Source organism: Methylacidimicrobium sp. AP8 (assembly GCF_903064525.1).
In the GTDB taxonomy this organism is placed as follows: domain Bacteria; phylum Verrucomicrobiota; class Verrucomicrobiia; order Methylacidiphilales; family Methylacidiphilaceae; genus Methylacidimicrobium.
Genome location: NZ_LR797830.1, coordinates 1814207 through 1838219, shown reverse-complemented (window position 1 = coordinate 1838219; position 24013 = coordinate 1814207). Strand labels below are relative to the sequence as shown.

At 68.1% G+C, this 24013-nt stretch carries 18 protein-coding genes, 1 tRNA gene and 3 pseudogenes; 15 read left to right on the top strand and 7 right to left on the bottom strand.

The features are described from left to right. The first annotated feature begins 11 nt into the window (after positions 1-11). From MTHMO_RS08595 to MTHMO_RS08585, 3 genes are all read left to right on the top strand, one after another. Positions 12-908 (top strand): DUF72 domain-containing protein, encoded by an 897-nt coding sequence (locus MTHMO_RS08595; RefSeq protein WP_202214405.1) that lies wholly within the window; start codon positions 12-14, stop codon positions 906-908. Positions 909-1307: 399 nt separating this feature from the next. Then, positions 1308-1778, top strand: coding sequence for a hypothetical protein (locus tag MTHMO_RS08590; protein WP_202214404.1), 471 nt, complete (start codon positions 1308-1310; stop codon positions 1776-1778). A gap of 58 nt (positions 1779-1836) precedes the next feature. After that, positions 1837-2304 carry a hypothetical protein gene (locus MTHMO_RS08585; protein ID WP_202214403.1) on the top strand — a complete coding sequence of 156 codons (468 nt, stop codon included), beginning with the start codon at positions 1837-1839 and terminating at the stop codon, positions 2302-2304. Here MTHMO_RS08585 and MTHMO_RS08580 read toward each other — a convergent pair. Continuing rightward, on the bottom strand, positions 2285-4309 hold the full coding sequence (locus MTHMO_RS08580) for a quinol:electron acceptor oxidoreductase subunit ActD (protein ID WP_237394858.1): 2025 nt from the start codon (positions 4307-4309) through the stop codon (positions 2285-2287). The genes MTHMO_RS08585 and MTHMO_RS08580 overlap by 20 nt on opposite strands. Before the next feature lie 100 nt (positions 4310-4409). Here MTHMO_RS08580 and MTHMO_RS08575 point away from each other — a divergent pair, with 100 nt between their 5' ends. The 4 genes and pseudogenes from MTHMO_RS08575 (at position 4410) to MTHMO_RS08560 (ending at position 10733) form a co-directional block, all read left to right on the top strand. Further along, a complete protein-coding gene (locus MTHMO_RS08575) occupies positions 4410-5240 on the top strand; it encodes a TlyA family RNA methyltransferase (RefSeq protein ID WP_202214402.1) in 831 nt (276 codons plus the stop codon). A 108-nt stretch (positions 5241-5348) separates the two neighbouring features. Beyond that, positions 5349-8203 (top strand): annotated as a pseudogene (gene uvrA / locus MTHMO_RS08570) (excinuclease ABC subunit UvrA). Next, on the top strand, positions 8200-9210 hold the full coding sequence (locus tag MTHMO_RS08565; RefSeq protein WP_202214401.1) for a tetratricopeptide repeat protein: 1011 nt from the start codon (positions 8200-8202) through the stop codon (positions 9208-9210). The pseudogene uvrA and the gene MTHMO_RS08565 overlap by 4 nt, the downstream one beginning before the upstream one ends. Further along, positions 9207-10733: a tol-pal system YbgF family protein gene (locus MTHMO_RS08560; RefSeq protein WP_202214400.1), complete on the top strand. Its 1527-nt coding sequence runs from the start codon at positions 9207-9209 to the stop codon at positions 10731-10733. Before MTHMO_RS08565 ends, MTHMO_RS08560 begins: the two co-directional genes overlap by 4 nt. Here MTHMO_RS08560 and MTHMO_RS08555 read toward each other — a convergent pair. After that, a pseudogene (locus MTHMO_RS08555) lies at positions 10730-11398 on the bottom strand (transposase); the annotation flags it as partial. The gene MTHMO_RS08560 and the pseudogene MTHMO_RS08555 overlap by 4 nt on opposite strands. Before the next feature lie 14 nt (positions 11399-11412). Here MTHMO_RS08555 and MTHMO_RS08550 point away from each other — a divergent pair. Beyond that, positions 11413-12165, top strand: a pseudogene (locus MTHMO_RS08550) (IS1380 family transposase); the annotation flags it as partial. Positions 12166-12405: 240 nt separating this feature from the next. Here the strand turns inward: MTHMO_RS08550 and MTHMO_RS08545 are convergent. Both MTHMO_RS08545 and MTHMO_RS08540 read right to left on the bottom strand, forming a co-directional pair. Continuing rightward, entirely contained in the window at positions 12406-14415 is a 2010-nt protein-coding gene (locus MTHMO_RS08545) for a hypothetical protein (RefSeq protein WP_202214399.1), read from the bottom strand. A gap of 100 nt (positions 14416-14515) precedes the next feature. Beyond that, positions 14516-15655 (bottom strand): citrate/2-methylcitrate synthase, encoded by a 1140-nt coding sequence (locus MTHMO_RS08540; protein WP_202214398.1) that lies wholly within the window; start codon positions 15653-15655, stop codon positions 14516-14518. 185 nt (positions 15656-15840) lie between these two features. On the opposite strand from MTHMO_RS08540, the gene MTHMO_RS08535 reads away from it, so the two are divergent. Together MTHMO_RS08535 and MTHMO_RS08530 are read left to right on the top strand one after the other, a co-directional pair. Further along, complete coding sequence (locus MTHMO_RS08535; protein WP_202214397.1) at positions 15841-16599, top strand: polysaccharide deacetylase family protein; 759 nt, start codon at positions 15841-15843, stop codon at positions 16597-16599. Positions 16600-16666: 67 nt separating this feature from the next. Then, positions 16667-16742 (top strand) — tRNA-Phe (locus MTHMO_RS08530). Positions 16743-16787: 45 nt separating this feature from the next. Here MTHMO_RS08530 and MTHMO_RS08525 read toward each other — a convergent pair. Continuing rightward, on the bottom strand, positions 16788-17420 hold the full coding sequence (locus tag MTHMO_RS08525) for an SIS domain-containing protein (RefSeq protein ID WP_237394857.1): 633 nt from the start codon (positions 17418-17420) through the stop codon (positions 16788-16790). 90 nt (positions 17421-17510) lie between these two features. On the opposite strand from MTHMO_RS08525, the gene folK reads away from it, so the two are divergent. The 4 genes from folK (at position 17511) to MTHMO_RS08505 (ending at position 20971) form a co-directional block, all read left to right on the top strand. Continuing rightward, entirely contained in the window at positions 17511-18002 is a 492-nt protein-coding gene (gene folK, locus MTHMO_RS08520; protein ID WP_202214396.1) for a 2-amino-4-hydroxy-6-hydroxymethyldihydropteridine diphosphokinase, read from the top strand. Next, positions 17962-18747: a 3-methyl-2-oxobutanoate hydroxymethyltransferase gene (gene panB, locus MTHMO_RS08515; RefSeq protein WP_202214395.1), complete on the top strand. Its 786-nt coding sequence runs from the start codon at positions 17962-17964 to the stop codon at positions 18745-18747. Before folK ends, panB begins: the two co-directional genes overlap by 41 nt. Positions 18748-18843: 96 nt before the next feature. Next, positions 18844-19638, top strand: coding sequence for a hypothetical protein (locus MTHMO_RS08510; RefSeq protein ID WP_202214394.1), 795 nt, complete (start codon positions 18844-18846; stop codon positions 19636-19638). A gap of 70 nt (positions 19639-19708) precedes the next feature. Then, entirely contained in the window at positions 19709-20971 is a 1263-nt protein-coding gene (locus MTHMO_RS08505) for an FIST signal transduction protein (protein WP_202214393.1), read from the top strand. Here MTHMO_RS08505 and MTHMO_RS08500 read toward each other — a convergent pair. Further along, complete coding sequence (locus MTHMO_RS08500) at positions 20961-22148, bottom strand: glycosyltransferase (protein WP_202214392.1); 1188 nt, start codon at positions 22146-22148, stop codon at positions 20961-20963. The two genes, MTHMO_RS08505 and MTHMO_RS08500, sit on opposite strands and share 11 nt — an antisense overlap. Beyond that, complete coding sequence (locus tag MTHMO_RS08495; RefSeq protein ID WP_237394856.1) at positions 22141-23163, bottom strand: glycosyltransferase family 2 protein; 1023 nt, start codon at positions 23161-23163, stop codon at positions 22141-22143. Before MTHMO_RS08495 ends, MTHMO_RS08500 begins: the two co-directional genes overlap by 8 nt. 70 nt (positions 23164-23233) lie before the next feature. On the opposite strand from MTHMO_RS08495, the gene MTHMO_RS08490 reads away from it, so the two are divergent. After that, positions 23234-24007, top strand: coding sequence for a polysaccharide deacetylase family protein (locus MTHMO_RS08490; protein ID WP_202214390.1), 774 nt, complete (start codon positions 23234-23236; stop codon positions 24005-24007). Positions 24008-24013 lie beyond the last annotated feature (6 nt).

Here is a 24013-nt window from a genome sequence, read left to right as displayed (position 1 = left end):
GAGACCGGGAGATGGTGTTGATTCTGGTCGGAACCGCTTCGTGGACCGATCCCACCCTGCTCCGCTCGGGCTGGTATCCGGCGGAAGCCCGGGATGCGGCCTCGCGGCTGCGCTACTACGCCGCCCACTTTCCGCTGGTCGAGATCGACGCGACCTACTACGCGCTGCCTCGGCCGGAAAACGCCCGGCGGTGGGCGGAGAGGACGCCGGCCGGCTTCGTTTTCGACTGCAAGGTCTTCCGCCTCTTCACCCGCCATCTCACACCGGCGGATGCCCTCCCCCCCGACCTGCGGCCGCGGGCGGCCGGCCGGTCCGAGGAGCCGGTCTACTACCGAGATTTGCCCGCGGAGGCCCGGGAGGAGCTCTGGCGGCGGTTCCGCGAGGGCCTCGGCCCGCTCCAGGCGGCCGGGAAGCTGGGGGTGGTTCTCCTCCAGTTTCCTCCCTGGTTCACCCGCCGGCCGGAGAATGTCGAGCACCTGCTCGAGTGCTCGCGGAGGCTCGAGGGGTTCCGGATCGCCGTCGAGTTCCGCCACGCGAGCTGGTTTGCCGGCGGGCGGGCCGAGGAGACACTCCGGTGGGAGGCCGAGCAGGGGTGGATTCCGGTGGTCGTCGACGAGCCGCAGGGGACGCGCGCGAGCGTTCCGGCGATCTGGGAGGTTCCGCCCTGCGAAATCGCCGTGGTCCGGCTCCACGGGCGGAACCGGGAGACCTGGACGGCCCGGAATCTCCCCTCGGCCGCCGAGCGCTTCCGGTATCTCTACGGCGAGGAGGAGCTGCGCCAGCTGGTGCGCAAGGTCCGGTCGCTGCGCGCGACGCAGGTCCACGTGCTCTTCAACAACTGCTACCGGGACTACGGGGTGCGCAACGCCGCCCGCTTCCAGGAGCTCCTCGCGGGCAGCGGATCATGATTTTTGGCGGGCGGGGGCGAAAAATCCCGCGACAAGCCGGCCGAGGCCGGGTTGGATCGGAAGGAATGGACGAACCGGACCCGCTTTGGGATCTCCTCCGGCAGGCGCCTCCCGCCGCCCCCGAGGGATCGCTCGCCGCCCGGACGCTGGCGCGCCTGGTGGTCGAGAAGAGCCGGCGCCGGCGCCGGCGCCAGTTGGCGAGGCTCTGCGCCCTCTCCCTCCTGCTCGCGGCCGGGGAGGCGGGTGCGCGGCATGGCTCGTCCACCACGAGCAGAGGCAGGGGGCGGGCTGGACGCGCGTCGCCTTCGCCTCGATCGAGGCCCATCCGGGAGTGGACGACGCCCGATGGCTTCAGGAACAGCTCTCGGCGGAGCCGGGAGAACCGGGAGAAAGCATTCTATGGGAAGAACCAGACTCGTTTTAGCCGCCTGCTTGGGTGCGGCGGTCGTGGTCGGAGGAAGGTCCTTATGGGCAGGCGAGCGGCCCGAGCCGAACGGCCCGGCGCCGGAGGAGAGCCGGTGGGAGCTGCGGCAGAAGATCGGGCAGCTCCTGGAGCTGCCCGACGACCGGCTGCTGGCCGAGCTCGAGAAGTGGCCGCGGTTCCAGCAGATGGACCTCGACCGCAAGGGGAAGCTGCTGGAGCGGATCGCCCGGATGCGGGTGGAGCGACACCGGGAGGCCGAGCGGGAAGCGGAGCGGCTCGGCCTGAAGCTCTCCGGCGATCGGAAGGCGGCCTTCGAGCGGCGGTATTGGCAGCGCCGGGAGGAGATCGCCCGCCGCCTCTGGCAGGAGACCGAGGGAGAGCGGAAGGCGCTGCGGGAAAAGATGGAAAAGGATCTCCGGGCGGAGTTCGCTTCCCAAGAGGGATAGTAAACGGCGGGGCGGGAGGCGCTTGCTTCTTGCGGCGGCCCTCCCTAAGGTGGGGGCCGTGGACCAGGAGCCCGTCCTCTGTCCGGCGATCCTGCTCTCCGACCTGGTGGTCCGGGAGAAGGCGACCGATAAGCTCACGCTGGTGAACACCTTCGGGCAGCTCCGGCTTCCCAAGTTTCCGTTTCCCACCCCTCTTTTCTTCATCACGGTCTGGCTGACCCATTTGCGGGGCCGTGTGGGGCAGCTGGACATCGCGGCCCGGATAGAAGACCCGAAGTCGGGCCACGTCCTGGCCAGCGCCTCGGGGCAGATCCAGTTCCCGGCGGAGGCCCCGCCGTTCGACGAGCAGGCGGTTCTCGACCTGCCGATCCCGATGCCTCCCTTTCTGGTGCCGCAGGCGGCGGTCTACTCGGTCGTCATTCTGGTGAACAACGAGAAGGTCGGAGAGCGGCCGCTCCCGATCGTGTCCCCGGCTCCCGAGACCGGGGGAGCCGGCTTCCGCCCGCTCATTCCGGAATCGGGCTGATCTCCAGGGCTCCGATTCCGGCCAGAATCCCGGGGAGATCGGCCGAAAATCGGGGATCCCGCCGTTCGACGACCAGGAAGAAGCCGTCGTCCTGGCTCCGGCGGCTGAAAAGCTCCCAGTGGAAGATCGGCCGGTAGAAGCGCGGAAGCGAGCTGGCCAGCAGGATGCCCACCACCGCCCCGAAGGCGGAGAAGAGGGCGGTCGTTTCAAAGACCACCGCGAAGAACGCCGGAAGGCTGATGTAGGGCTTTCCCTGGACGACCAGCGGGTAGAAGAGGTCGAGCAGGTGGCTGGCGAGCACGCTGCGCAGGAAGGCGGGGCGGGGCATTGAGGTGAGGAGCTCGAGGGAGGCTCCAAGGCAGAAGCCGAACAGGCCTCCTCCGAGCACGCAGGCCGAGACCCAGCTCTTTCGGTGGCCGGCCGCCTCCGCCAGCCCGTGGAAAGGATAGGGGGAATAGAGCTCGATCCGGCGGAAGCCGAGCGCCCGCAACCGGCGGCCGGCGCGGCAGAGTGCGGCCGCCGAGGGGAAGCGGGCCCCCAGCCCGAAGGTCGCCCGGCTCAGGTCGAGGGTGGAGCCCGCCGCGTCCCGAGGGGCGGCCGGGGCGTCCTCCTCGGCGGGCGGGCAGAGCGCCTTCACCTCGAACATGGCGATGACGGGCAAGAAGCGGAGGAAGAGGAGGAAGAGGAAGAGGAAGAGGCCCACCGAGCCGACCAGGAGCCCGATGTCGACCCAAGTGGGGTGGTAGAGGCTCCAAGAGGAGGGCAGGAAATCCCGGTGGAGGGAGATCACGATGATCACGAAGCGCTCGAGCCACATGCCGACGTTGGCGAGGATGGCGACCCCGAAGACCGCCCAGGGCCGGCGGCGGACAGCCCGGAACCAGAGGATCTGCGGCGCAAGGGCGTTGCAGGCGAGCATGCCCCAAAACTCGGGCGCGTAGGGGCCGGTGATGCGGTTCCAGAACGCGTAGCGCTCGAAGGGGTTCGCACCGTACCAGGCGATAAAGAGCTCGGTGAGGTAGACGTAGCCGACCAGGGAGCCGGTCGCCAGGAGCCATTTGGCCATCTGCTCGATGTGGACCGGAAGGATGAACTTCTTGAGTTCAGGCAGGAGCTCCCGCAGGGGGATGAGGAGGACGAGGATGACGGCGAAGCCGCCGAAGATCGCACCCGCGCCGAAGTAGGGGGGGAAGATGGTCGCATGCCAGCCGGGCAGGATCGTGGCCGCGAAGTCGCACGAGACGAAGGAGTGGACCGAAAGGACCAGGGGGGCCAGGAGGCCTGCCAGGCAGAGGTAGCCCATCTCGTAATGGTTCCACTCCCGGGCCGAGCCCGACCAGCCCATCGAGAGGACGGCGAAGAGCTTCCGCCGCCAGGGATGTTTCTCCCGTTCGCGCAGCGTCGCGAAGTCGGGGATCATGCCCAGGTACCAGTAGAGCACCGAGACGGTGAGGTAGGTGAGGACTGCGAACACGTCCCAGAGGAGCGGCGCCCGGAAGTTGGGCCAGATTGCGATGTTCTCCTGGATCGGGAAAAGGTACCAGGCCATCCATTGGCGGCCGATGTGGATTAGCGGGAAGACCGCTCCGCAGGCGACGGCGAAGATGGCGGAGGCCTCTGCGGCCCGGTTGAGGGAGTTCCGCCACCGTTGGCGGGTGAGCAGGAGGATCGCCGAGATCAGCGTTCCGGCATGGCCGATGCCGATCCAGAACACGAAGTTGATGATGGCGAAGCCCCAGACGACGGGCATCTGGACCCCCCAGACGCCGATCCCTGTGCCCACCAGGTAGGCGTTGGCCCCCAGAACGAGGGTGGCCATCAGGCCCGTGACGAGAGTGGCCGGCCCCCACCAGCGCGGCGCCGGCCGCTCCAGGAATTGGCAGACGCCCCGGGTGACCGAGGCGAGCGTCCCGGGCGGTTCCAGCAGCGGCGGGCGAGCGAGGGGAGCGACGACCGCCTCGGCGGAATGCCGCCGGGACATCCAGACCGAGCCGTGTTCGTTCACCTGACCCTCTGTCCTTCCGCCGGCGATCGCTTCCGGGCGCCCGGCCGGCGCCCGGTTGTTCCCCGAGCAACGCCTAGGCTGTATATTTAGAGCAAAATCGATGCGCGCGGAAGGAAAGAAGAGCGGAGCGGAGGACAAGCAGGAGGCCGGCGCCGCGAGGGGGAGGCAAGACGGGGCCGGCCGGAAGCTCCGGCTCGACCTCGCCCTTGTCGAGCGAGGGCTCTGCGAGAGCCGGGACGCGGCGCAGCGGGCAATCCTGGCCGGGCGGGTCCGGATCGGGGAGGCCCGCGCGGACAAGCCGAGCCGCCGGGTGGGTCCTGAGGCGCTGCTGCGGCTCGAGCCGCTCGACCGCTATGTCGGCCGCGGCGGCCGCAAGCTCGAGGCCGGGCTCCGCCACTTCGCGCTCGACCCGGCAGGCTGGACCTGCCTGGATGTCGGAGCCTCGACCGGCGGGTTCACCGACTGCCTCCTCCAGCACGGGGCCCGCCGGGTGATCGCGCTCGACGTCGGACATGGACAGCTCCACTGGAAGCTGCGGGCGGACCCGCGCGTTGTCGTGCGGGAGAGGATCAACGCCCGGTTCCTCCGCCCGGAGGACCTCGGAGAGAATGTCGACCTTGCCACGGTCGACGTCTCCTTCATCTCGCTGCGGCTGGTGCTTCCTGCCCTCTTCCCCCTCCTCCGGCCGGAGGGCTGGATCCTCGCCCTGATCAAGCCCCAGTTCGAGGCCGGGCGGGCCGACGTCGGGAAGGGCGGGATCGTCCGGGATCCGGAAGTGCGCGACCGCGTCGTGGCCGGACTGCGGGGTTGGCTGCGCGGCTTCCCCGGGCTCGAGGATCGGGGGGCGATCCCCTCGCCCGTCTTGGGCGGCTCCGGGAACCAGGAGTTTCTTTGGGCCTTGCGCCGGAAAGCCGCCGAGACTCCCGCGTGAGGCGGCGGATCGCGCCGGGAGCCGGCCGGCGGCTAGAAGGTTGACCCCCTGGGGCGGAGTGATAAGTTGTCCCCTGTTCCGGACGCGCGAGGCCGCCGCCCGGCCGTCATGGGAGATCAGTGGATCCAGATACGCGGGGCGCGGGAGCACAACCTGCAGAACGTCGACGTCGATCTCCCGCGCAACCGGCTCGTGGTGATCACGGGGGTTAGCGGCTCGGGGAAATCGTCGCTGGCCTTCGACACGCTCTACGCCGAGGGACAGCGCCGCTACGTCGAAAGCCTCTCGGCGTACGCCAGGCAGGTCCTCGGAACCTGGGAAAAGCCAGAGGTCGACCGGATCGAGGGGCTCTCCCCCGCCATCGCGATCGAGCAGCGGACCTCGGGAGGCAGCCCGCGGTCGACGGTCGCCACGGCCACCGACATCGCGGAGTTCCTCCGGCTTCTCTTCGCGCATTTCGGCACGCCCCACCATCCGGAGACCGGGAAGCCGCTGCGGCGCTACACCGTCCCGGAGATGATCGAGGAGATCCTCGGGCTCCCGTCCGCGACGTCGATCCAGCTGCTGGCCCCCGTGCTGCGCGGTGGGAGCCGGAAGGACCTCCGCCGATCGCTCGAGCGGACCCGGCGCCTGGGCTTTATCCGGGCCCGGCTCAACGGGGAGCTGGTCGATCTCGAGGAGGAGGTGGACGGCCGCGGGAAGGGGCCCTACACGCTCGAGGTCCTCGTCGACCGCCTCTCCTGCGATCCGGGAGCCCGGAGCCGGCTGCACGATTCGCTGGAGCTGGCGCTCCAGGTTGGAGAAGGCGTGGTCGTCGTCTTCTACCGGACCCCGGCGGGGGAAAGCGGGGAGCGGCTCTTCAGCGATCGCCACTTCGATCCGGAAACCGGCTTCCGCTTCCCGGAATATTCCCCTCGCCACTTCTCGTTTAACAATCCGCTGGGCGCCTGCCCAGCCTGCCACGGGCTTGGCACCGAGCTCGCCTTCGACGCGAAGGCGGTCGTTCCCGACCCGTCGCTCCCGCTCGCGGAGATGCCGATCGCTCCGTGGCGGAAGCTGGGCAAGGCCCTCCAGGCGTTCTACCGGAAGGAGCTCGAGAAGCTGGCCGAGGCGTTCGGCGAGGACATCGCCCGGCCGTGGGAGCAGTGCGGGGAAACGTTCCGGCAGGCCGTCTTGCAGGGGACAGCCGGCCGAGGGAGCCCGGCAGGAAAGGGTGGGGAGCCGGCGATCTCCTTCGAAGGGGTGCTTCCCGGCCTCGAGCGCCTGTACCGGGATGCGCGATCCTCGGCGCTGCGCGCCAAGCTCCGCCCGTTTCTCTCCGCCGGGGTCTGCCGTTCCTGCCGGGGCGCCCGCCTTCGGCCGGAGGTCCTCGCGGTGACGATCCGCGCGCGCGGCTGGCCGCCGCGGAACATTCATGAGGTGACCGGGTTTTCGGTCGAAGAGGCGGAGCGCTGGCTCCGGGCCGTCCCGGTGCCTCCGGAGAAGCAGGCGGTCGCTGCCGACATCTTCCGCGAGCTCGGGCAGCGGCTCGAGTTCCTGGGGAGGGCCGGGCTCGGCTATCTCACCCTCGACCGGGAGACGCGGACTCTCTCGGGGGGAGAGGCCCAGCGGATCCGGCTGGCGACGCAGCTGGGCGCACGCCTCAGCGGGGTCCTCTACGTGCTCGACGAGCCGAGCGTCGGCCTCCACCCGCGTGACCACCGGAGGCTCCTGGGCCTCTTGGCGGAGCTCCGCGACCTGGGGAACACGGTGGTGGTGGTGGAGCACGACGAGGAGACGATCCTGGGGGCCGACTACCTGGTCGAGCTGGGGCCGGGCGCGGGGCCGCTGGGAGGGCGGATCCGGGGGGCGGCCCCCCAGGAGGTCTTGAGCCGGCCGCATTCGATCACGGGGAGCTGCCTGCGCAAGCCGGCGGTCCCGCCCGAGGGAGCCGGCGGCCGCCCGGGGCGGGATGGCTGCGCGTGGTCGGGGCCCGGGCCAACAACCTCCAGAACATCACGGTGGCCTTCCCGCTCGGATGTCTGACAGCGGTGTCCGGAGTGAGCGGCTCGGGCAAGAGCACCCTCGTCAACGACGTGCTCTGCCGGGCCTTGCAGCGGCGGCTGCACGGCGCGCACACCGAGCCGGGGGCCCACGACCGGATCGAGGGCGCCGAGGCGCTGGACCGGCTGGTCGTCATCGATCAGACGCCGATCGGGCGCTCGCCGCGCTCGAATCCCTTGACCTTCTCGGGAGCCTTTCAGGAGATCCGAATGCTCTTCTCCCGGCTCCCCGCCGCCCGGGTGCGGGGCTACGGGCCGGAGCGGTTCAGCTGCAACGTCCCCGGCGGGCGGTGCGAGCGCTGCCAGGGTCAGGGGGTGATCGAGGTCGAGATGAGCTTCCTGCCCCCGGTCTACGTTCCGTGCCAGTCGTGCGGGGGGAAACGGTTCAACCGGGAGACCCTGGAAGTCACCTATCGGGGGAAAAGCATCGCAGAGGTACTCGAGATGACGGTCGACGAGGGGCGCGATTTTTTTCGCGCGGTTCCCGCCGTTGCGGGGAAGCTGGAGATGCTCGCGCGGGTCGGGCTCGGCTATCTCCGGCTCGGCCAATCGGCGACGAGCCTCTCCGGCGGGGAGGCCCAGCGGCTGAAGCTGGCAGCCGAGCTGGGCCGGCCGGCATCGGCCAAAACGCTCTACATCCTGGACGAGCCGACGACCGGACTCCACCTGGCCGACATCGAAACGCTGATGGAGGTCCTAATCGAGTTGCGGGACGCGGGCAACACGATCATTCTGATCGAGCACAACCTGCGCGTGCTGCAGCGGGTCGACTACCTGATCGACCTGGGCCCGGAAGGGGGCGAGGGGGGCGGGCGGATCGTCGCCCAAGGTAGTCCCGCCCAGGTGGCCGCAGTTTCCGCGAGCTGGACGGGCCGGTTCCTCCGCGAGCAGAGAGAGGCGGCGCGGGCCGGGGGAGCATGAAACAGAGACGAAGGTTCCTGAGGGTCGGCTTCGGGCGGGTCCTCTTCGGCGTCGCCCTGACATTGCTTGGCTGGGCGGGCGTCCTGGGCCGGGCCGGGGCGCAGGAGGAGGTCCTCACGCCGGCGCTCACCGCGTTCGAGGACGGGCTCTTCGATCGCTGCGTCCAGGAGGTCGAGCGTTTTCGGAAGCGGTTTCCCGGCAGCCCCCTTTCGGCGAGTGCCGCGCTGCTCGAGGCCAAAGCGCTCTATTTCCTCGGGAGGTACCGGGCGGCGGAGGAATTGCTCGCTCCGGTCGGGTCGAACCGGCTGCCGAAGGCCGCGGCGGAGGAAGCCTTCTTCTGGCGGGCCGAATGCCTTTGCGCCTTAGAACGGTGGTCCGAGGCCATCCCCAACTATCGGGCCGCCCTCGCCGGGCCGCTCCCCGCCTCCCTCGCCCAGCGGGCGCGGCTGGCTCTCGGCTGGTGCCTGTGGCGGGCGGGGAAGGTGCGGGAAGCGGAAGCGGTCTGGCAAGCGCTGGCGCGGGGTTCGGCCGGCGGCCCGCGGACGCATGCGCTTCTGCTGCTCGCCCGGATGGCCCTCTCCCTCGGGCGCCGCGAAGACGCAGAGTCCCTCTTGGCGCAGATGGTGCGGGAAGACGACCGGATGGACGAGGCCTTCTGCGAGGCGCGCTTCTGGCTGGCCGAGCTGCGGCGGGAGGAGGACCCCTCCCGCGCCGTTGCGCTCTACGAGGCGGTGGTGCGGGCGGGACGGGCTCCGCAGGAACTGCTCGCCCTGGCCTGGTTCGGCTTGGGAGAGACCTATGAGAAGCTGGGCGAGACCGGCAAGGCGATGAACGCCTTCGAGCGGGCGCTGGCGCTCGAGAAGGAGCCGATTCTCCGGCTGCGGGCCGGCGAGCGCTACTTGCAGAGCGCAGCGTCGCTCCAACGCCTTCCGGAAGCCGAAAAGAAGCTCGCGGAGCTGCCGGGGAGGGGCGGGATCCCGCAGAGGAGGGGCGGCTGCTCTTTGTGACGGCGCAGGCGCGGGCGGAAAGCGGCGACAGGGAGGGGGCCAAGGCCCTCCTGGAGGAGGCCGGCAGACGGAAGCTCGGACCCAAGCCTGAGGGGAGCATCTGTTATACGCTCGGACGACTTTACCAGGAGGACGGGGCATGGGAGGCCGCCGCCCGCGCCTTCCGCCAGGTCGAGAAGGGCGGCGGAGAGCTGGCTCCCTATTCGGCCTACCGCCTGGGGGAGATCGCGCTGGCCCGGGGCGACGCCGCCACTGCCGAGGAAAAGTTCCGGGCCGCGGAAGCGGCCGGCGTCTTCGCGCAGGAGAGCTTCTTCAACCGGCTGATCGCGCTGGCCCGCGAAAAGAGGCTCGAGGAGTTCCGGAAGGCGAGGAAGGCCTTCGTCGAACGTTTCCCCGGGAGCCCCTTGCGGGGACGGCTGCTGCTGCTCGAAGCGGCGCTCTTGCAGGAGCTCGGGCGGGGGAAAGAGGCGGAGGAAGCGCTGGAAGAAGGGCTCCGGGAGCCGGCGCTCCGCTCCTCCCATCCCCGGTTCCTGATGCAGCTGGCCACCCTCCACGAGGAATCCGGAGAGGAGGCCAGAGCGTTTGCGGAATACGAGCGGCTGGTTCGGAACTACCCGGGGGATCCGCTTGTGCCCGAGGCGATCTACCGGGGAGCCTTCGCCGGCTACCGGTGCGGAAAGCTGAGCGAGGCGGAGGCGAGGCAGCGGTTGGCCGATCTGGCATCCGACAAGGCGGCCGGCTCCCTGGCTCCGAAGGCACTCTTCGGGGCGGCGCAATTCTACTACAATGCCCAGGACTACGCGGACGCGCAGGCGAGCTTCGAACGCCTGGCGCAGGACTACCCCCAGAACGCTTTGGCCGACTCGGCGTATTACTGGGCGGCCAAGGCCGCGATCGGCCGGCATGACCTGGTGGAGGCTCTCCATCTCTTGGATCGTATCCCCGAGAGCTCCTCTTGGAAGGCGGAGGCGAGGCTCCTGCAAGGGAAGATCGATCAGGATCTCGGCGAATACGCCAACGCGATCCTCCTTTTCGACGCGGCGTTGGAGGAGAGCGACTCCGGGCCGATCCGGACCGAAGCCCTGCTGCGCAAAGGGGACTGCCTCTTTGCGCAGGGGGCGGCGGACGCGAAGCTCTTCGGGGAGGCGGCGAAGGTGTACGCCGCAGTCCTCAAGGAAAAAGGGGCGGATCCGTCAGAGCGCGACGAGGCGGGGTTCAAGCAAGGGGTCTGCTTGGAAAAGCAGGGCCGGGAGGAGGACGCCCTGGCGGTCTTCCTCGACGTTCTCGACGGCCGCTTGGAGTCGACCAAGGAGAGGCCGGAGAAGCGGAGCGCGCCCGAGATCCGCTGGCGGATCGAAGCAGGGATCCAAGCGGCCGCCCTCAAGGAGAAAGCCCAGGATTGGCGGGGGGCGGTGAGCATCTACCGCAAGATGGAGAAGCTGGGCGGGCCTACCCGGGAGGAGTTCCACGAGACGGTCAACCGGCTCCGCCGGGATCACTTCCTCTTCGAGGAAGGCTCCTAGCAGCCTGTCGGCCTTAGTACGAGAGTTTGCCGCGATGCGGCGACGGTCCGATGCGGCATGGGGAGCGATTGTCTCGGGAATCCTAAAAACCAAGACAATGCGACGACCGTTTTTCCGGCGGAGAGCGACCATAGGGATCCAATCGGAAGGGAACCGGGCTTGCGGGCTCCCCCAAGCTTCCAAAGTCGCTTGAAGTTGTACGCCAAGCAGACCAACGACCATTCGCCCTGGACTTTGGCTTGCCCGCGGAGCCGAAACGCCCGGAAGCCCATTACCGATTTGATGATGCCAAAGACCGGTTCGACCGTCTGCTTGCGTCGAGCATAGAGGCGGCGGCCTTCCGGACTGGCGAGCTTCTCAACCATCTTGCGTCTCCACGGGGCGGTATATTCCACGGGCTTCTCCCGTCGACGATCGGTGGGCCGGAACTCGTATCGCCGGCGGCATTCCAGAGCTTCAGCCCTCATCGGACAGTAGACTTCGATTCCCTCCGCCTGCAGAGCCTCGACCTGTTCGCCATTGGTATACCCCGTGTCTACCAGCACCGCACGGACCCGACCGGCTTCCGTAGGAATGGCCCGCACGTCGGCTTCCAACTCGCCGGCATCGTTGGCGCACACACTCACCCGAGCCGAAAGCACCAAGGCACTCCCTTCCGCATCCACGTCAACTCCTTGGCGTCCGGCTTCGGCCATCGAACCAGGATGCGTCGGCGGGCTCCCTTACGGAGGTGAGCCGGATCGTGGAACAACTCCGTACCCGTTGGCCCGGAGTCCGGATCGTGGTCCGGGCCGATTCGGGCTTCTGCCGGGAAGAGATCATGGCTTGGTGCGAAGCCAATCAAGTCGACTACCTCTTCGGCTTGGCCCGCAACGAGCGCTTGTGCCGGACCATTCAGGGGTCGATGGAGCAAGCCCGTCGTCTGCACGAGTCGAGTGGCAAGCCGGCCCGCTTCTTTACCGAGTTTGCCTACCGCACCTTGAGCAGCTGGTCGAGGGAGCGCCGGGTGGTCGCCAAAGCCGAGTACCTGGAAAGAGGGGAGAATCCGCGCTTTGTCGTGACCTCTCTCTCCACCGAGGAGTGGCCCGCCCAAAACCTTTACGAGAAGCTCTACTGTGCTCGTGGCGACATGGAGAATCGGATTAAGGAACAACTCTACCTCTTTGCCGACCGGCTCTCGACCGCGCAAATGGCCAGCAACCAACTTCGCCTCTACTTCTCGGCTCTCGCTTACACCCTGGTCGAAGCGCTGCGACGGCTGGCTCTGCGAGGAACGGACTGGGCCGAGGCCCAGGTCGACACCCTACGGCTCAAGCTCTTTAAGATCGGCACGCTGGTCCGAGTCAGCGTCCGCCGCGTCTTCCTCTCGATGAGTAGCGCCTATCCTTGGAAGAGCCTCTTTACTCACGTCTTCCGAGTGCTGCGTTGTTGAGCAGGTATCAAAACCCCACCTCTTCTCCTTCCGCAAAGCCTACGATCGGGCGGAGCCTTGCTCCACAACCGGCTTTTTGCGCTTTGCAGCGCTCGCGTTAAGGCAAATCGAATGAAAATCTTGCTCGATCCTGCCTCATGAAGAGCTCTGCGCGGCCGGAACTGCTCGCAAGCGACTCAACCGGCACCTCTCTCCCGCGAAAGCTCGCACTGGTGAGAAATGGCCGCTAGCGGCCGCGGCCTAGGCCGGCTGCCAGCAAAAGATGGGCTCGGGCGTTGCCCCCGTCCGCACTTGAACCTCGGAAAGGACGGCGACGGAGGAGAGCGCCTGCGCGCGGCCGATCCGCCGGGGCATGCGATCCTGGAGCTCGCTCAAGGGGAGGGCCTGCCGGGCGCGCACCGCGTCGCGGATCGCCTCGAGGAGCGGTAGCGTGAGTTCCTCGGCCCGGCGGCTGCCGGCAGCGGGGGGAGCAGGCGCCGGCAGCTGGGCGCGCCAGGAAGCGAGGATCTCCTCGGCCCGGGCGCGAGCCTCTTCCTCGGCCGGCGTGGCGCCCTCCTCCCGGCGGAAGGCGATCGCGAGGGAGACGGCGGCGGCCAGATCGAGGAACGGCTCGGCGGGAACGTGCAAGAGCGGCAAGCCGGACCTCCCTTCCCCGGAGGCGCCCCGGCGGGAGGGGTCGGCCCGCGCAGGGAGCAGGCCGAAGGCGGCAAGGGAACGGCCTTCGGCGGCGGCGGCCGCGTTCTCGAGGAAGGCCTGCAAAGCTTGGATGCCGGTTCCGGGGATCTCCGGCTGGGGGAAGAGCAAGAGATCGGTTTCCGGCAGCGTCCGGCGCGCGCAAAGGAGACCGAGGGGGCCGGTTTCCTCCCGCCGCCACAAAAAATCGGCCGGCGGCTCCGGGGGAAGGAGCGCCCATTCGGCGATCCACCGGTAGGGGAGATCGAGGCCGGCGATCTCCCACTGCAGCCGGCAGTCGCGGAACCACCGGACGGCGGGGGAAGGCGCCGCCTGGCCAAGCCCGTGCTCTTCGTCCCAACGGAGGGCACAGGCGAGAAGCAGACACCGGACGGGCAAGGACTCCCGGTCCCGGTAGGCCGCCCCGATCCATTCGGGGACGGCGCGCGCGGGGCGCCCCGCCGACGACAGGCTTCTCTCCGCCAAGAGGTCCGCGGCTTCCGGCATTGCGACCTCGCGAAGCGGCGGAAGGGGGGAAAGGCGGCTTCGCTGCCTTGGGGACCAGTGCGGGAGAACCGAGCGGACCCATCGGCCGCTATGGGCCCCTATCAGGACGAAGGCCGGCGGAGCCTCCTGCAACTCCTCGAAAAGGCGGCCCGCGGCCATGGCGAGCGCCGGCTCGGTCCCCCAAGCGTCCGCATTGTCGAAGGCGAGCAGGAAAGGCTTCGAGAAGAGGCTCAGCCGCAGCAGATCCTCGACGCGGCCCCGGCAACGGCTCTCGTCCTCCCCGAGGCGCTCCCCCGCTCCTTCGCTCGGGGCGACGGCGAGGTTAGCACGAACGGCCTGAGCCCAATCGATGGGCTCGCCGAAAGCCCACCGGCGGCAGGCATCTTGAACGACGCGGTCTTCGGTCCGCACCGCCAGCCCGTGGATCGCCCAAAGCCAATTCTGCGGCGGGCTTGCCCACGGTCCAAGCTCCGAAAGCAGCTCCTCGGCAGCCGGAACGATCCGCGCGAAGTTGAGGCGGAGCCATTGCACCCACTCCGGAACCAGGCCTTCGAGCAAGACCTTGGCGGAATGGCGGCGCAGGAAGCGGACCGCGGAGCGGAGGCGGGAATCGCGGATCAGGCCTTGGCTGACGAGCCGGGAGGCGAGCGAGCCGAGAATGTCGTTGGCGAAAACCTGGATCCGGGTCGGCTCCTCGGGCCAAGGACGGATAGCGCCCGGGCGGTCGGGGAGCCTCATCTCCCGGCCGATCGCCTCGAGCAGCGCCTTCCAGGGGCCGAGTGGGTTGCGGAAGGGGCGGACGTAGATCGGCAGGGCCTTGCCCTCCAGCTTCCGGAACAGGGTTCCGAGGAAGGTGGTCATCCCGGCTCCTCCGGCCGGAGCGCCCAGAAAAAGCGCGGGTCGGCCCCGAAGCCGAGTGCTGCCCGGCGGCCACCCGCCTTCCGGCTCCGGGAAGCGCGCGGCGAACTCGGCTGACACTCGCGCCAGCGCGTCATCGAAAAGCGGCCGCCAGGCGGCGTCGAGCTTGCGCGGGTCGACGGTGATCGCCGGCCAGTACGGATTGGTCTGCATGGGGATGACGGCCTCAGCTGCGAAGGGGGCGGCGGAGGCGGTCGACCGAGAGGGGGGCACTTTCGATCTACGGGGAGGGGGTCTCTACCAGGGAAAACGGTCAGGATCGCTGGTCGATGGCCGGGAACGGCCGCGGCGCCGGGCCGGTGTAGACGGCCACCGGCCGGATAAGCCGGTTGTGGGCCCGCTGCTCGAGAATGTGGGCGGACCAGCCGGACGTCCGGGCGATCACGAAGAGTGGGGTAAAGAGGAAGGTCGGAATGCCGAGGAAGTGATAAGCCAGCGCGCTGTAAAAATCGATGTTGGGATAGAGACCCTTCTCCGAATAGAGCAGCTTTTCGATCCGCTCGGCGATGGGAAAGAGCCGACGATCGCCTGCTTCCTCGGCCAGCTGCTTCGCCAACCCTTTGATGATCGGAGCGCGAGGGTCGCCGTGCTTGTAGACCCGATGGCCGAAGCCCAGGATCTTCTCCTTTTTCGCGAGCATCTTCCGGATGCCCACCTCCGCCTCGTCGGGCGAGGAAAACCGTTCCAGGAGCTTCATCGCGCCCTCGTCGGCTCCTCCGTGCAAGGGTCCGCGTAGCGCCCCGATTCCGCCGGTGATGGCCGAGTAGGAGTCCGAAAGAGTCGAAATGATCACCCGGCAGGTGAAGGTCGACGCGTTGAACTCGTGCTCGGCGTGGAGGATGAAAGCGGTATCGAGGGCCCGCGCGTGCAGCGCCGAAGGGGGGACGCCGTGGAGCAGGTAGAGAAACTGTTCGGCAACGGTCGGATGTGCTTCCGCCCGCGTCTCGATCCGCCGGCCGTTGCGGTGGAAGTGAAACCAGTAGAGGAGCATCGAAGGAAAGGAGGCGCAGAGCCGGTTGGCGATCGCATGAGCGTCGCGACCGTCTTCTTCCGGCTCTAGGGTACCCAGGGCGGAGCAGCCCGTCCGCAGGACGTCCACCGGGTTGGCCGTAGGAGGGAGCTGCTCCAGGATCACTCGGAGCGGGGTGGGAAGGTCCCGCAAGCTGATCAGCAGGCTCCGGTAGCGGTCCAAGTCGGCCCGTGCGGGCAGCTTCCCGTAGAGCAGGAGGTAGATCACTTCCTCGAAGGAGGCTTGCTCCGCCAGGTCCCGAATCGAATAGCCCCGATAGGTGAGGTCGAGTCCCTCCTTGCCGACAGTGCTCAGGGCCGTCTCTCCCGCGGCGATCCCTTCCAACCCGCTTACGGCCTTCTGCGCACTCGCCGTATCGCTCATCGTGTTCTCCGTCGACCCGCGGTAAGCGGCCGCCTCCGCGCCGCCTTCCCGCCGGATCGTGCCGTGCACCCTAGCAAGGCCCGCAATCCCGGGCAAGGCGCCAGTGCGGTCCACGGAGGCGGCAGAGCAGGATTGCCAACGAGGGGCTACGGCCATTATCCTGGGCATGGTTTTCGAATTCAACCATGGAACTCTCTCGACGCGATTTTCTGCAGAAGCTGGCGGTGCTGGGCGCGGGCCTCGCCGCCCCGGCGGTCGCTTGGGCCGTGCCGGCGGCGCCGACGGGCAGCGGGATCGCCCGTCGGGCGGCCCCGGCCGCAGCCTCCGGCTCCCCCGGCGTCCGTTTCGTGAATCATGGACCGGGGCTGGGCCGGCGGATCGCGGTCACCTTCGATGACGGGCCGACGCCCGGCGTGACCGAGAAGGTGTTGGCCGCCCTGCGCGAACGGGGCCTTTCGGCGACGTTCTTCATGATCGGAGAGCGGGTCTCGGCGGCACCGTCCCTGGCACATCGCGTCCGGGAAGAGGGGCACGAGATCGGGAACCACTCGTATACGCATCCGCAGCTCGGGCGCCTGCCCGCTCCGCAAGTGCTGGCTCAGCTGGAGAGGACGCAGGCGGCCATCGAGCAGGCCACCGGCTTCCGACCCCGCTGGATGCGGCCTCCCTACGGCTCCTTCCGGCCGGCGCAGGCCCTGCTGGCGGCACAGGAAGGCCTGGGGGTCGTGCTCTGGAGCGTCGACACGCGCGACTGGGCACGGCCGGGGGCGGAGCGGATACGGGAGACCGTCCTAACGCAGACGCGGCCAGGGTCGATCGTCCTCATGCACGACCTCCACCTCCAGACCGCCGAGGTGCTCCCCAGCATCTTGGACGGCCTTCTCGAACGGGGATTCGCCTTCACGACGATCTCGGGCTTCCTGGGAAGCCCGCAGCCGGCATAAAGCCCGGCGTTGACAGCGCCGGTTTTCGCGGGAGAATGCCGTCTTGCCTGCGTAGGCGAGCAGAGAGGGCTGGGTAGCTCAGTCGGTAGAGCAGCGGACTGAAAATCCGCGTGTCGTCGGTTCGATTCCGACCCCAGCCACCAACAAAGCGGGCCGCGCGCCAAGCGCGGGGCGGGCATCGTGTGTTCTTATCCGCGCGGGCCCAGCGCCGCTTCCACGCACTCGAGGATTACGTGCAGCCCCCAGGTGTGCAGCTCCTGGATGCGTGCTGTGGACCGGCTCGGAACGATCCAGGCGACCTCGGCTTCGGCGGCGGCCGGACCCCCGTCCTTGCCGAGAAAAGCGATGGAGCAGATCGAACGCTGCCTGGCCATGCGGAGAGCCGAGAGGATGTTGAGGGAGGCCCCGCTCGTCGAAAAGCAGAGGAAGAGATCTCCCGGTCGGGCCAACGCGGCCAGCTGGCGGGAGAAGACCTCCGCAAAGCCGAAATCGTTCGCGATGCAGGTCAGGGTCGTCGGATCGGCCGCGAGTGAAATCGCGGGCAAGGGGCGGCGATCAGCGCGGTAGCGCCCCAGAAGCTCCTCGGCCAGGTGGAGCGCATCGGCGGCACTGCCGCCGTTGCCCGCCGTGAACACGGTCCCTCCCTGCCGGAGGCAGTCGACGCACAAGGCGGCCGCCCTTTCGAGGATCGGGAAGCTCTCCTGCGCCAGGCGTAGGGTCGCCGCCAGCTCCTCGGCGCCGGCGCGGACTAGGGACGCGATCTCCTTGGACATCAGGACACCGGTCCTCGCCCCCCCGCCCATTTCCTTCGCTTCGGGCACGAGCTTCTGCTATAGGAGAAAAGCAGCACGGGCATGGCGAGCATGCTTGCCTGAGACGGAAAAATTCGCAAGCCTAGCCGAGGAGGAAGGATGCGGGCGGGCATCGCCTTGGGGTCGAATCTCGGAGAGAGCGCGGTGCGGATGGAAGAAGCGTCGGCCTTCCTCCGCACGCTCTCGTGCAGCGCCCATTTCCTCCGTTCTTCCCTATGGCGAACCGAACCGGTCGATTGCCCCCCGGGGTCCCCGGAATTCCTGAACGCCGTCGTCGAGATCGATTGGGAGGGTTCCCCCGAGGAGCTCCTCGCCGCCCTGCTCGCCTTCGAGCGCAGGGCGGGCCGACCCCCGGCGGAAACGAGGCCGCGCAACGCTCCCCGGCCGATCGATCTTGACCTGCTCTACTGCGGAAACTTGGTGAGGAAGACCGCGGAGCTGACCTTGCCCCACCCTCGCCTGGCCCGCCGGAGCTTTGTGCTCGGGCCGTTGGCCGAAATCGCGCCGGAGCTTCGCCTGCCGGGCTTTTCCTTGACCGTCCGGGAGCTTTATGAGCGACTCAGCGAAAATCACCCCCGAGTGGGTGCGTAGCCGGAAGGAGACCGGGGAGAAGATCGCGGCGCTGACCGCCTACGATTATCCCACGGCCCGGCTGCTCGACGAGGCGGGGATCCCGGTGCTCCTCGTGGGGGACTCCCTGGCGATGGTGGTCCTGGGCTACCCGGATACCACCTCTCTTCGGCTAGACGAGATGCTCCCGCACGTCTCCGCCGTCGCGCGGGCCAAGCCCAAAGCACTCGTCGTGGCCGATTGCCCGGCCGGAACCTACTCGACCCCCGATGACGCCCGGCAGACCGGGAAGGCCCTGATTGCGGCGGGAGCCGAAGCAGTGAAATTGGAAGGGGGGGTCGAGCAAAGCCGAACCATCCGGAGGCTGACCGAAGCCCGGATCCCGGTGATGGCCCATATCGGGCTCCTTCCCCAGCTGGCCGGCAGGCGGTTCCGCAAGGTGGGGCGGGGCCCGGAGGAGCGGGAGAAGCTCCTCGCGGACGCGCGGGCGGTCGAGGAGGCGGGGGCGTTCAGCGTGGTCGTCGAGGCCGTTGACGCCAGGCTGGCGGCCGAGATCACCCGCAGCCTCCGGATTCCGACGATCGGGATCGGCTCGGGGGAGGGGTGCGACGGCCAAATCCTGGTCTTTCACGACCTGGTCGGCCTCTTCCCCTGGTTCCGCCCGAACTTCGTGCAGCCCAAGGCCGATCTGGCCCGTGCGATCCACGCGGCAGCCAGGGAATACCTCGCGGAAGTCCGGCGGAACGCGCCGGTGGTCCCGGGCTGATTCTGCGTCCTCTTTCCGGACTGCGGATGTCTGCCTTTCGTACGGAGGCCCGAGGCGTGCCCGGGAGGAGCCGACGACAGCCTCGAGGAGCTGCGGATGGCCCGGAGATTGCTCCGGCAGGGGACGGTGAAAGGTTCCATCCGCCGCGCCGTCCGGAGCGGCCCGCTCCTGGGTTGGACGGCAGGAGTCGGTAGAGCCGGGCTCCTGGCGTTTGTCCTCCTGGCCGCGTCGGCCCGTGGAGCCTTCGGCTGGAGCGGGGACGGAGGGGAAGGAGTGATCCTCAACCCGCAATCGGCGAATCCGGCGCCGGAAGGAGACCAAAAAAACTCATGGTTTATCGCCGGATTCGTCGGAACCCAGTGGAATCGCTTCCCTTCCGGATTGGTGCCCGCCACGGGCGCCCCGGTCCACTCCCACGAGGAGGGCACGACGATTCTTTCGCCTACCGGCGGCTACTACTGGTACGATCCCCGGAAGACCGGCCACTTCAGCTTCACGCTGGAGCTGACGGGCGCCTACAACGCCCTGGGGAGCTCGACCCAGATCGGGGGCCGGGGCGGAGCCCAAGCCGAAAGAGGGGGCTTCACCGTTCTTTTCGGCACGGTGGGCTACCGGATGGACGCCTGGGAGCCGATTATCGGCTTCGGGGCCGGCGCCGGCTTTTTCACCTCGGAGAGCCAAGGGCAATCGTCGTCGACCGCCGTGGTGCCGGTGCTTCTCGTCGACTTGGGGGTACGCTATCATTTCGACGCCCGCTGGTCGTTGCGCTTTGAGTCCTTCTTCGGATGGACGGGGACAGTTACCTATACCTATCCCTCCGGGGAGCTGGTCGCGGGCCACATGCTCAGCAACAACGTGGTCGTCGGGCTCGGCTATGCGTTCGGCCGGTAGGGAAAAAGAGATCGATAGCGAAGTCGGCTTGTTCTACATGTGCTAACGAACAGAGTAAAGGAACCGGAGCATGGATGAGCCAAAGGATTCGGGAAATTTCGTTCGGACCGCCGTGGCGTACGGAACGGACGTCTACGAGGTCTTGGAAAGCGTGCGGCGGCAGGGAATCAGGAATCCGACGCTGACGATCCTCTTCGCCTCGAGCTCGCTCGACCAGGAGTGGATCGGCCGGGAGATCCGTTCCAACCTAGAGGGCCATTCGTGGGGCTTTTCGTGCGCCGGCCACTTCAACGGGGCGGTGGGCGATCTTTCAACCGAGGGGATCCTCTTGCTGGCCATCGAGCAGCACGGAGAGGTACTTGCCCCGTCGGTCGTGATGGGCGAGCTCCACGGGGCGGAGGAGGAAAGGGCCGCGGAACTGACTCGGCAGGCCTTCGACGGCGTACTTTTCAGCCCGGAGCTCCTCTACGTGGCCTTCACGGGCAAGAGCCCTTCCCGGCTGCTGCAGACCAATCCGTTCACCCTGCTGGTGGGCCATTCGAGCGTCGGCACCGAGGAGGCCGTCCTGCGGGGGATCTCCCGTGCCGTCGGCCGAGGCGCCCGGGTGGTGGGAGGAACCGCGGCGGACCGGCTCTATCTCGAACGGGTCACCGAGACATTCGCCCATGGGGACGGAGCGAGCGCCAAAGGCTCCCTTTCCCTCTTGGCGATCGCTACCACCCTGAAAAACGGGGTCGGCATGGCCAACGCCTTCCGGCCGGTAGGCGCCAAGGGAGCTTTTGTCACCGAGAGCGAAGGGAGGGTGGTGAAGACGCTCAACCATCGGCCGGCCGCCGACGTCTATGCGGAGCTGGTCGGAGCCTCCAGTTGGCAGGAAGCGCAGGAGCATTTCAACAGCCATCCGATGGGGATTATCGAGGTCACGGCGAACTACTGGCAGGTGCGGAGCCCGGCGGCGATCCGGGAGGATGGCTCGATCGTCTTCTTTTCGGCGATTCCGAAGGGGAGCGGGCTGACTCTCCTGGAATCGGATGTGGAGAGCCGCGTCGAATCCGTTCGGATCGCGGTCCGGCGGGCGCTGGCCGATGCCGGCAACCCGAAGCGGGTGGCGGCGGTGGTCGCATTCAATTGCATCCTCTGCCACCAGCAGGCGCTCCGCCTGGGATCCGGCGCCGGCGAGGTGCGCGCGATCCGCGAAGAGCTGGGGGACCACGTGGCGGTGGTCGGCGCCTCGACCTACGGGGAGACCGGCACGACGGTCGCCGGGACGATCGGCCACCACAACCAAACGATTACCCTATGGCTCTTGGCCGACGAGCTAATCACCCAGTAGCCGGCCGGGCCGCGGTCCGCCGTCGGCCCGATCCGGCGGCGAGCCGGCGGTAGAGCGCCAGGGTCCTTTCGGCAAGGATCTCGGTGGAGAAGCGGGCGGCCACCTCTCGGTGGAGCGCCCATCTCTCTGCGGAGGTGAGCGGCTCGCGCTCGGCCATCGCCGTCATGGCGGAAGCTAGGGCCTGTGGCGTCGACTGATCGAGGAGGCAACCGGCCCGCTCCGAAACGAAGGCCTCCGGGATGCCGTCGATCGCTCCGGCGATGACGGGCTTCCCGCAGGCCAAGGCTTCGAGAATCACCAAGCCTAGAGCCTCGGTCCCGATGCCAGGCCGCACGAGGCAGTCGATCGAATTGAGGAACGCCGACATCCGGTTACAACGTTCCAGGAAAATGGCTTTGCCCGCGAGCCCAAGGGCGCGCGCCTTTTCGGCGAGGTAGCCCTGCATGTTGCCGCTGCCCAGCAGGAGGAAACGGGCTTGCGGGAGGCGGGCTCGGACGGCGGCAGCGGCTTCCAGGAAGACCTCCTGCCCTTTGCCGTACGGGAAGGAGCAGCCCCCCACGAGAGCGAAGACCCGGTGGCCGGAGTCGAAGCCCCACGCAGCCCGCTCCGCGGCCCCGTCAGCGGGGTGGAACTGTTCGACATCGATTCCGGGAAGGATCGTGTGGATCTTAGAAAAGTCTCCTGCCATCGGCGGGCGGGAGCGCCGCTCCCGATCGGTCGATTTCGGCTCATAATCGCCCTCCGTCAGCACGTGGCGGACGAATTGCGAAACCGCGATCATGCCGTCCGACGCGTTCAGAAGAAATTTCCGGCTGGGCCAGGAGCTCGGGCTTTTGGCCATGTGGCGGGTCAGCAGCACGAGGGCTCCTCCGGCCAGGCGCGCGGCCAGGATGGTCGGCCAGTAGTCCCGGCCGTGATGTGCGTGGACGATCGAGAAGCCGCCCTCGCGGATCCAGCGCGCCAGGGAGAGGACCAGACCCGCCTTACCCCGCCCGGTCGGAAGGAGCCGGATGCCCCGGCGCGTCACCTCGGAGGCCAAAGCACCAGAGGGGGGCCCGGCCAAGGCGACCGGGCAGCCCGATCGCTGAAGCCCGAAAGCCAAAAGAATCGCCTGAGCGTCGGTGCCGCCTCCGCTTAGCAGGGAGTCGACTTGGAGGACGGAGGGAAATTCAGTCACGAGGCAGCCCCATGCGATCCGGCCTGCCCGCTAAGTGCCAGAGGAGGAGGGCCCAACGCACGCCCATTTTTTGCCGGAAGCGGGTACGGGTTCCGCAAAACGGGAAGAGCAGTAGGTCGCCGGCCAATTCCGCGACGAGGCGCAGAGGCAGGGCGATGCGCAGGAGAATCTGGTGCGACCGTGGCGCGTGCAGGGAAAAGTAGCGATAGCGGGATCGCCAATATTCGATCCGGGCGGCCGCGGGGAGGGCGGCTGCGCTTCGTCCCTGGCCGTGCCGGACGCGGACGTCGGGAAGGTGGTAGACCGAGAAGCCCGCTTGCCGTGCCCGGTAGCAGAAATCGGTCTCCTCGAGGAAGAAAAAGAAGCCTTCGTCCATGCCGTGGAGTCGCCGCCAGAGATCGGCGCGCGTGAGGAAGAAGGCGCCGATGACGGAGTCGACGGGGGTCGGCACCGTCGGCGGCCGTTCCTTCCCGGGATAGAGACGGGGGAGCAATCGCCGGAGGAGCGCCTTGTTCCCCAGCTCAGTCCAGAGGCTCGGGAAGTTGGCGATCGAGTTCTGCGGGGTGCCGTCCTCGTTCAGCAACCGGGCTCCGGCGACGCCGCATCCGGGATGCGCTTCCATCCACCGCAGCGCGCGCGCCAGCGCGTCCGGCTCGAGCCGGGCATCGCTGTTGAGCAGCAGCAGGTACTTCCCCCGGCTCCGCTCGGCCGCACGGTCGACCGCGGCGGCGAAGCCGAGGTTGCGGGGAAAGCGGAGATAGGCGGCCTTCGGGAAAGCGCGGGGGATCTCCTCGGCCGTGCCGTCGGTCGAGCCGTTGTCGACGACGATCGTCTCTACGGCGAACGGGACATCGCTCTCTTCGACGGAGCGGATCGCCGCGCAAACAAGGTCACGAGTGTTCCGGGTGACGATGATCACCGAAAGCAGCGGTTCCCGGCTTTCCTTCTCGCCGCCGGCGCCGGCCGGCAAGATCGCCTTCGGGCTCGCCCGCTTCCGGCTTTGCTCCTCTTGCACGCCGCAATCTTGGCAAAATGCAGAGGAGGTTTGCGAACCAGATCCCTCTTCATCTAGAGTAGCCGGGGACATGGCCTCTTTTTCCGCTATCGCTTCGCCGGACGCCCTTCCCCCGTATACCAGCCTGTGGGCTTACCGGAAGCGCTTTGCGGAAGCGGCTCCGATCCTGATGTATCACAAGATCGGCTCACCTCCCCCCGACGCCCGCTTCCGCGGCCTCTACCTTCCTACTTGGCTCCTGGCGCGGCAGCTGTGCGAATGGAAGGAGAACGGATGGGTGGCCGTGGGCCTCGAAGAGTTCATCGATCCGCGCGAACCCCTGCGGAGACGGGTCTGCCTGACCTTCGACGACGGGTACGCCAGCGTGCATCAAGAGGCTTTGCCGCTCTTGCGCGAACAGGGATTCCGAGCGATCGTCTTCCTGGTGGCGGACCGGGTCGGAGGTTCCAATGAGTGGGACACGGCGATCGGGGAGAAGCCGGCGGCCCTGATGGACGAGGTGCAGATCCGGGAGTGGATCGAAGCCGGAAATGAGATCGGAGGCCATACTCTTACCCATCCGTCCCTTCCGCGGCTGGCGCCGGACGAGGCGCGGCGAGAGATCCTCGATGGGAAGAAAAAGCTCGAAGATCGGTTCGGCCGGCGGATCGAACATTTCGCCTATCCCTACGGGGATTGGAACGCGCGGATTCGGGACCTGGTAGAGGAAGCGGGGTATCGGACCGCCTGCACGGTGGAGCGGGGGATCAACGGCCCGGGCACCGACCCGTTCCTCCTCCGGCGCATCATGGCTTGCCGTCCGCCGCGCACGCTGCGGACCCTCTTCGGGCTCATGCCCGGATGAAAGCGC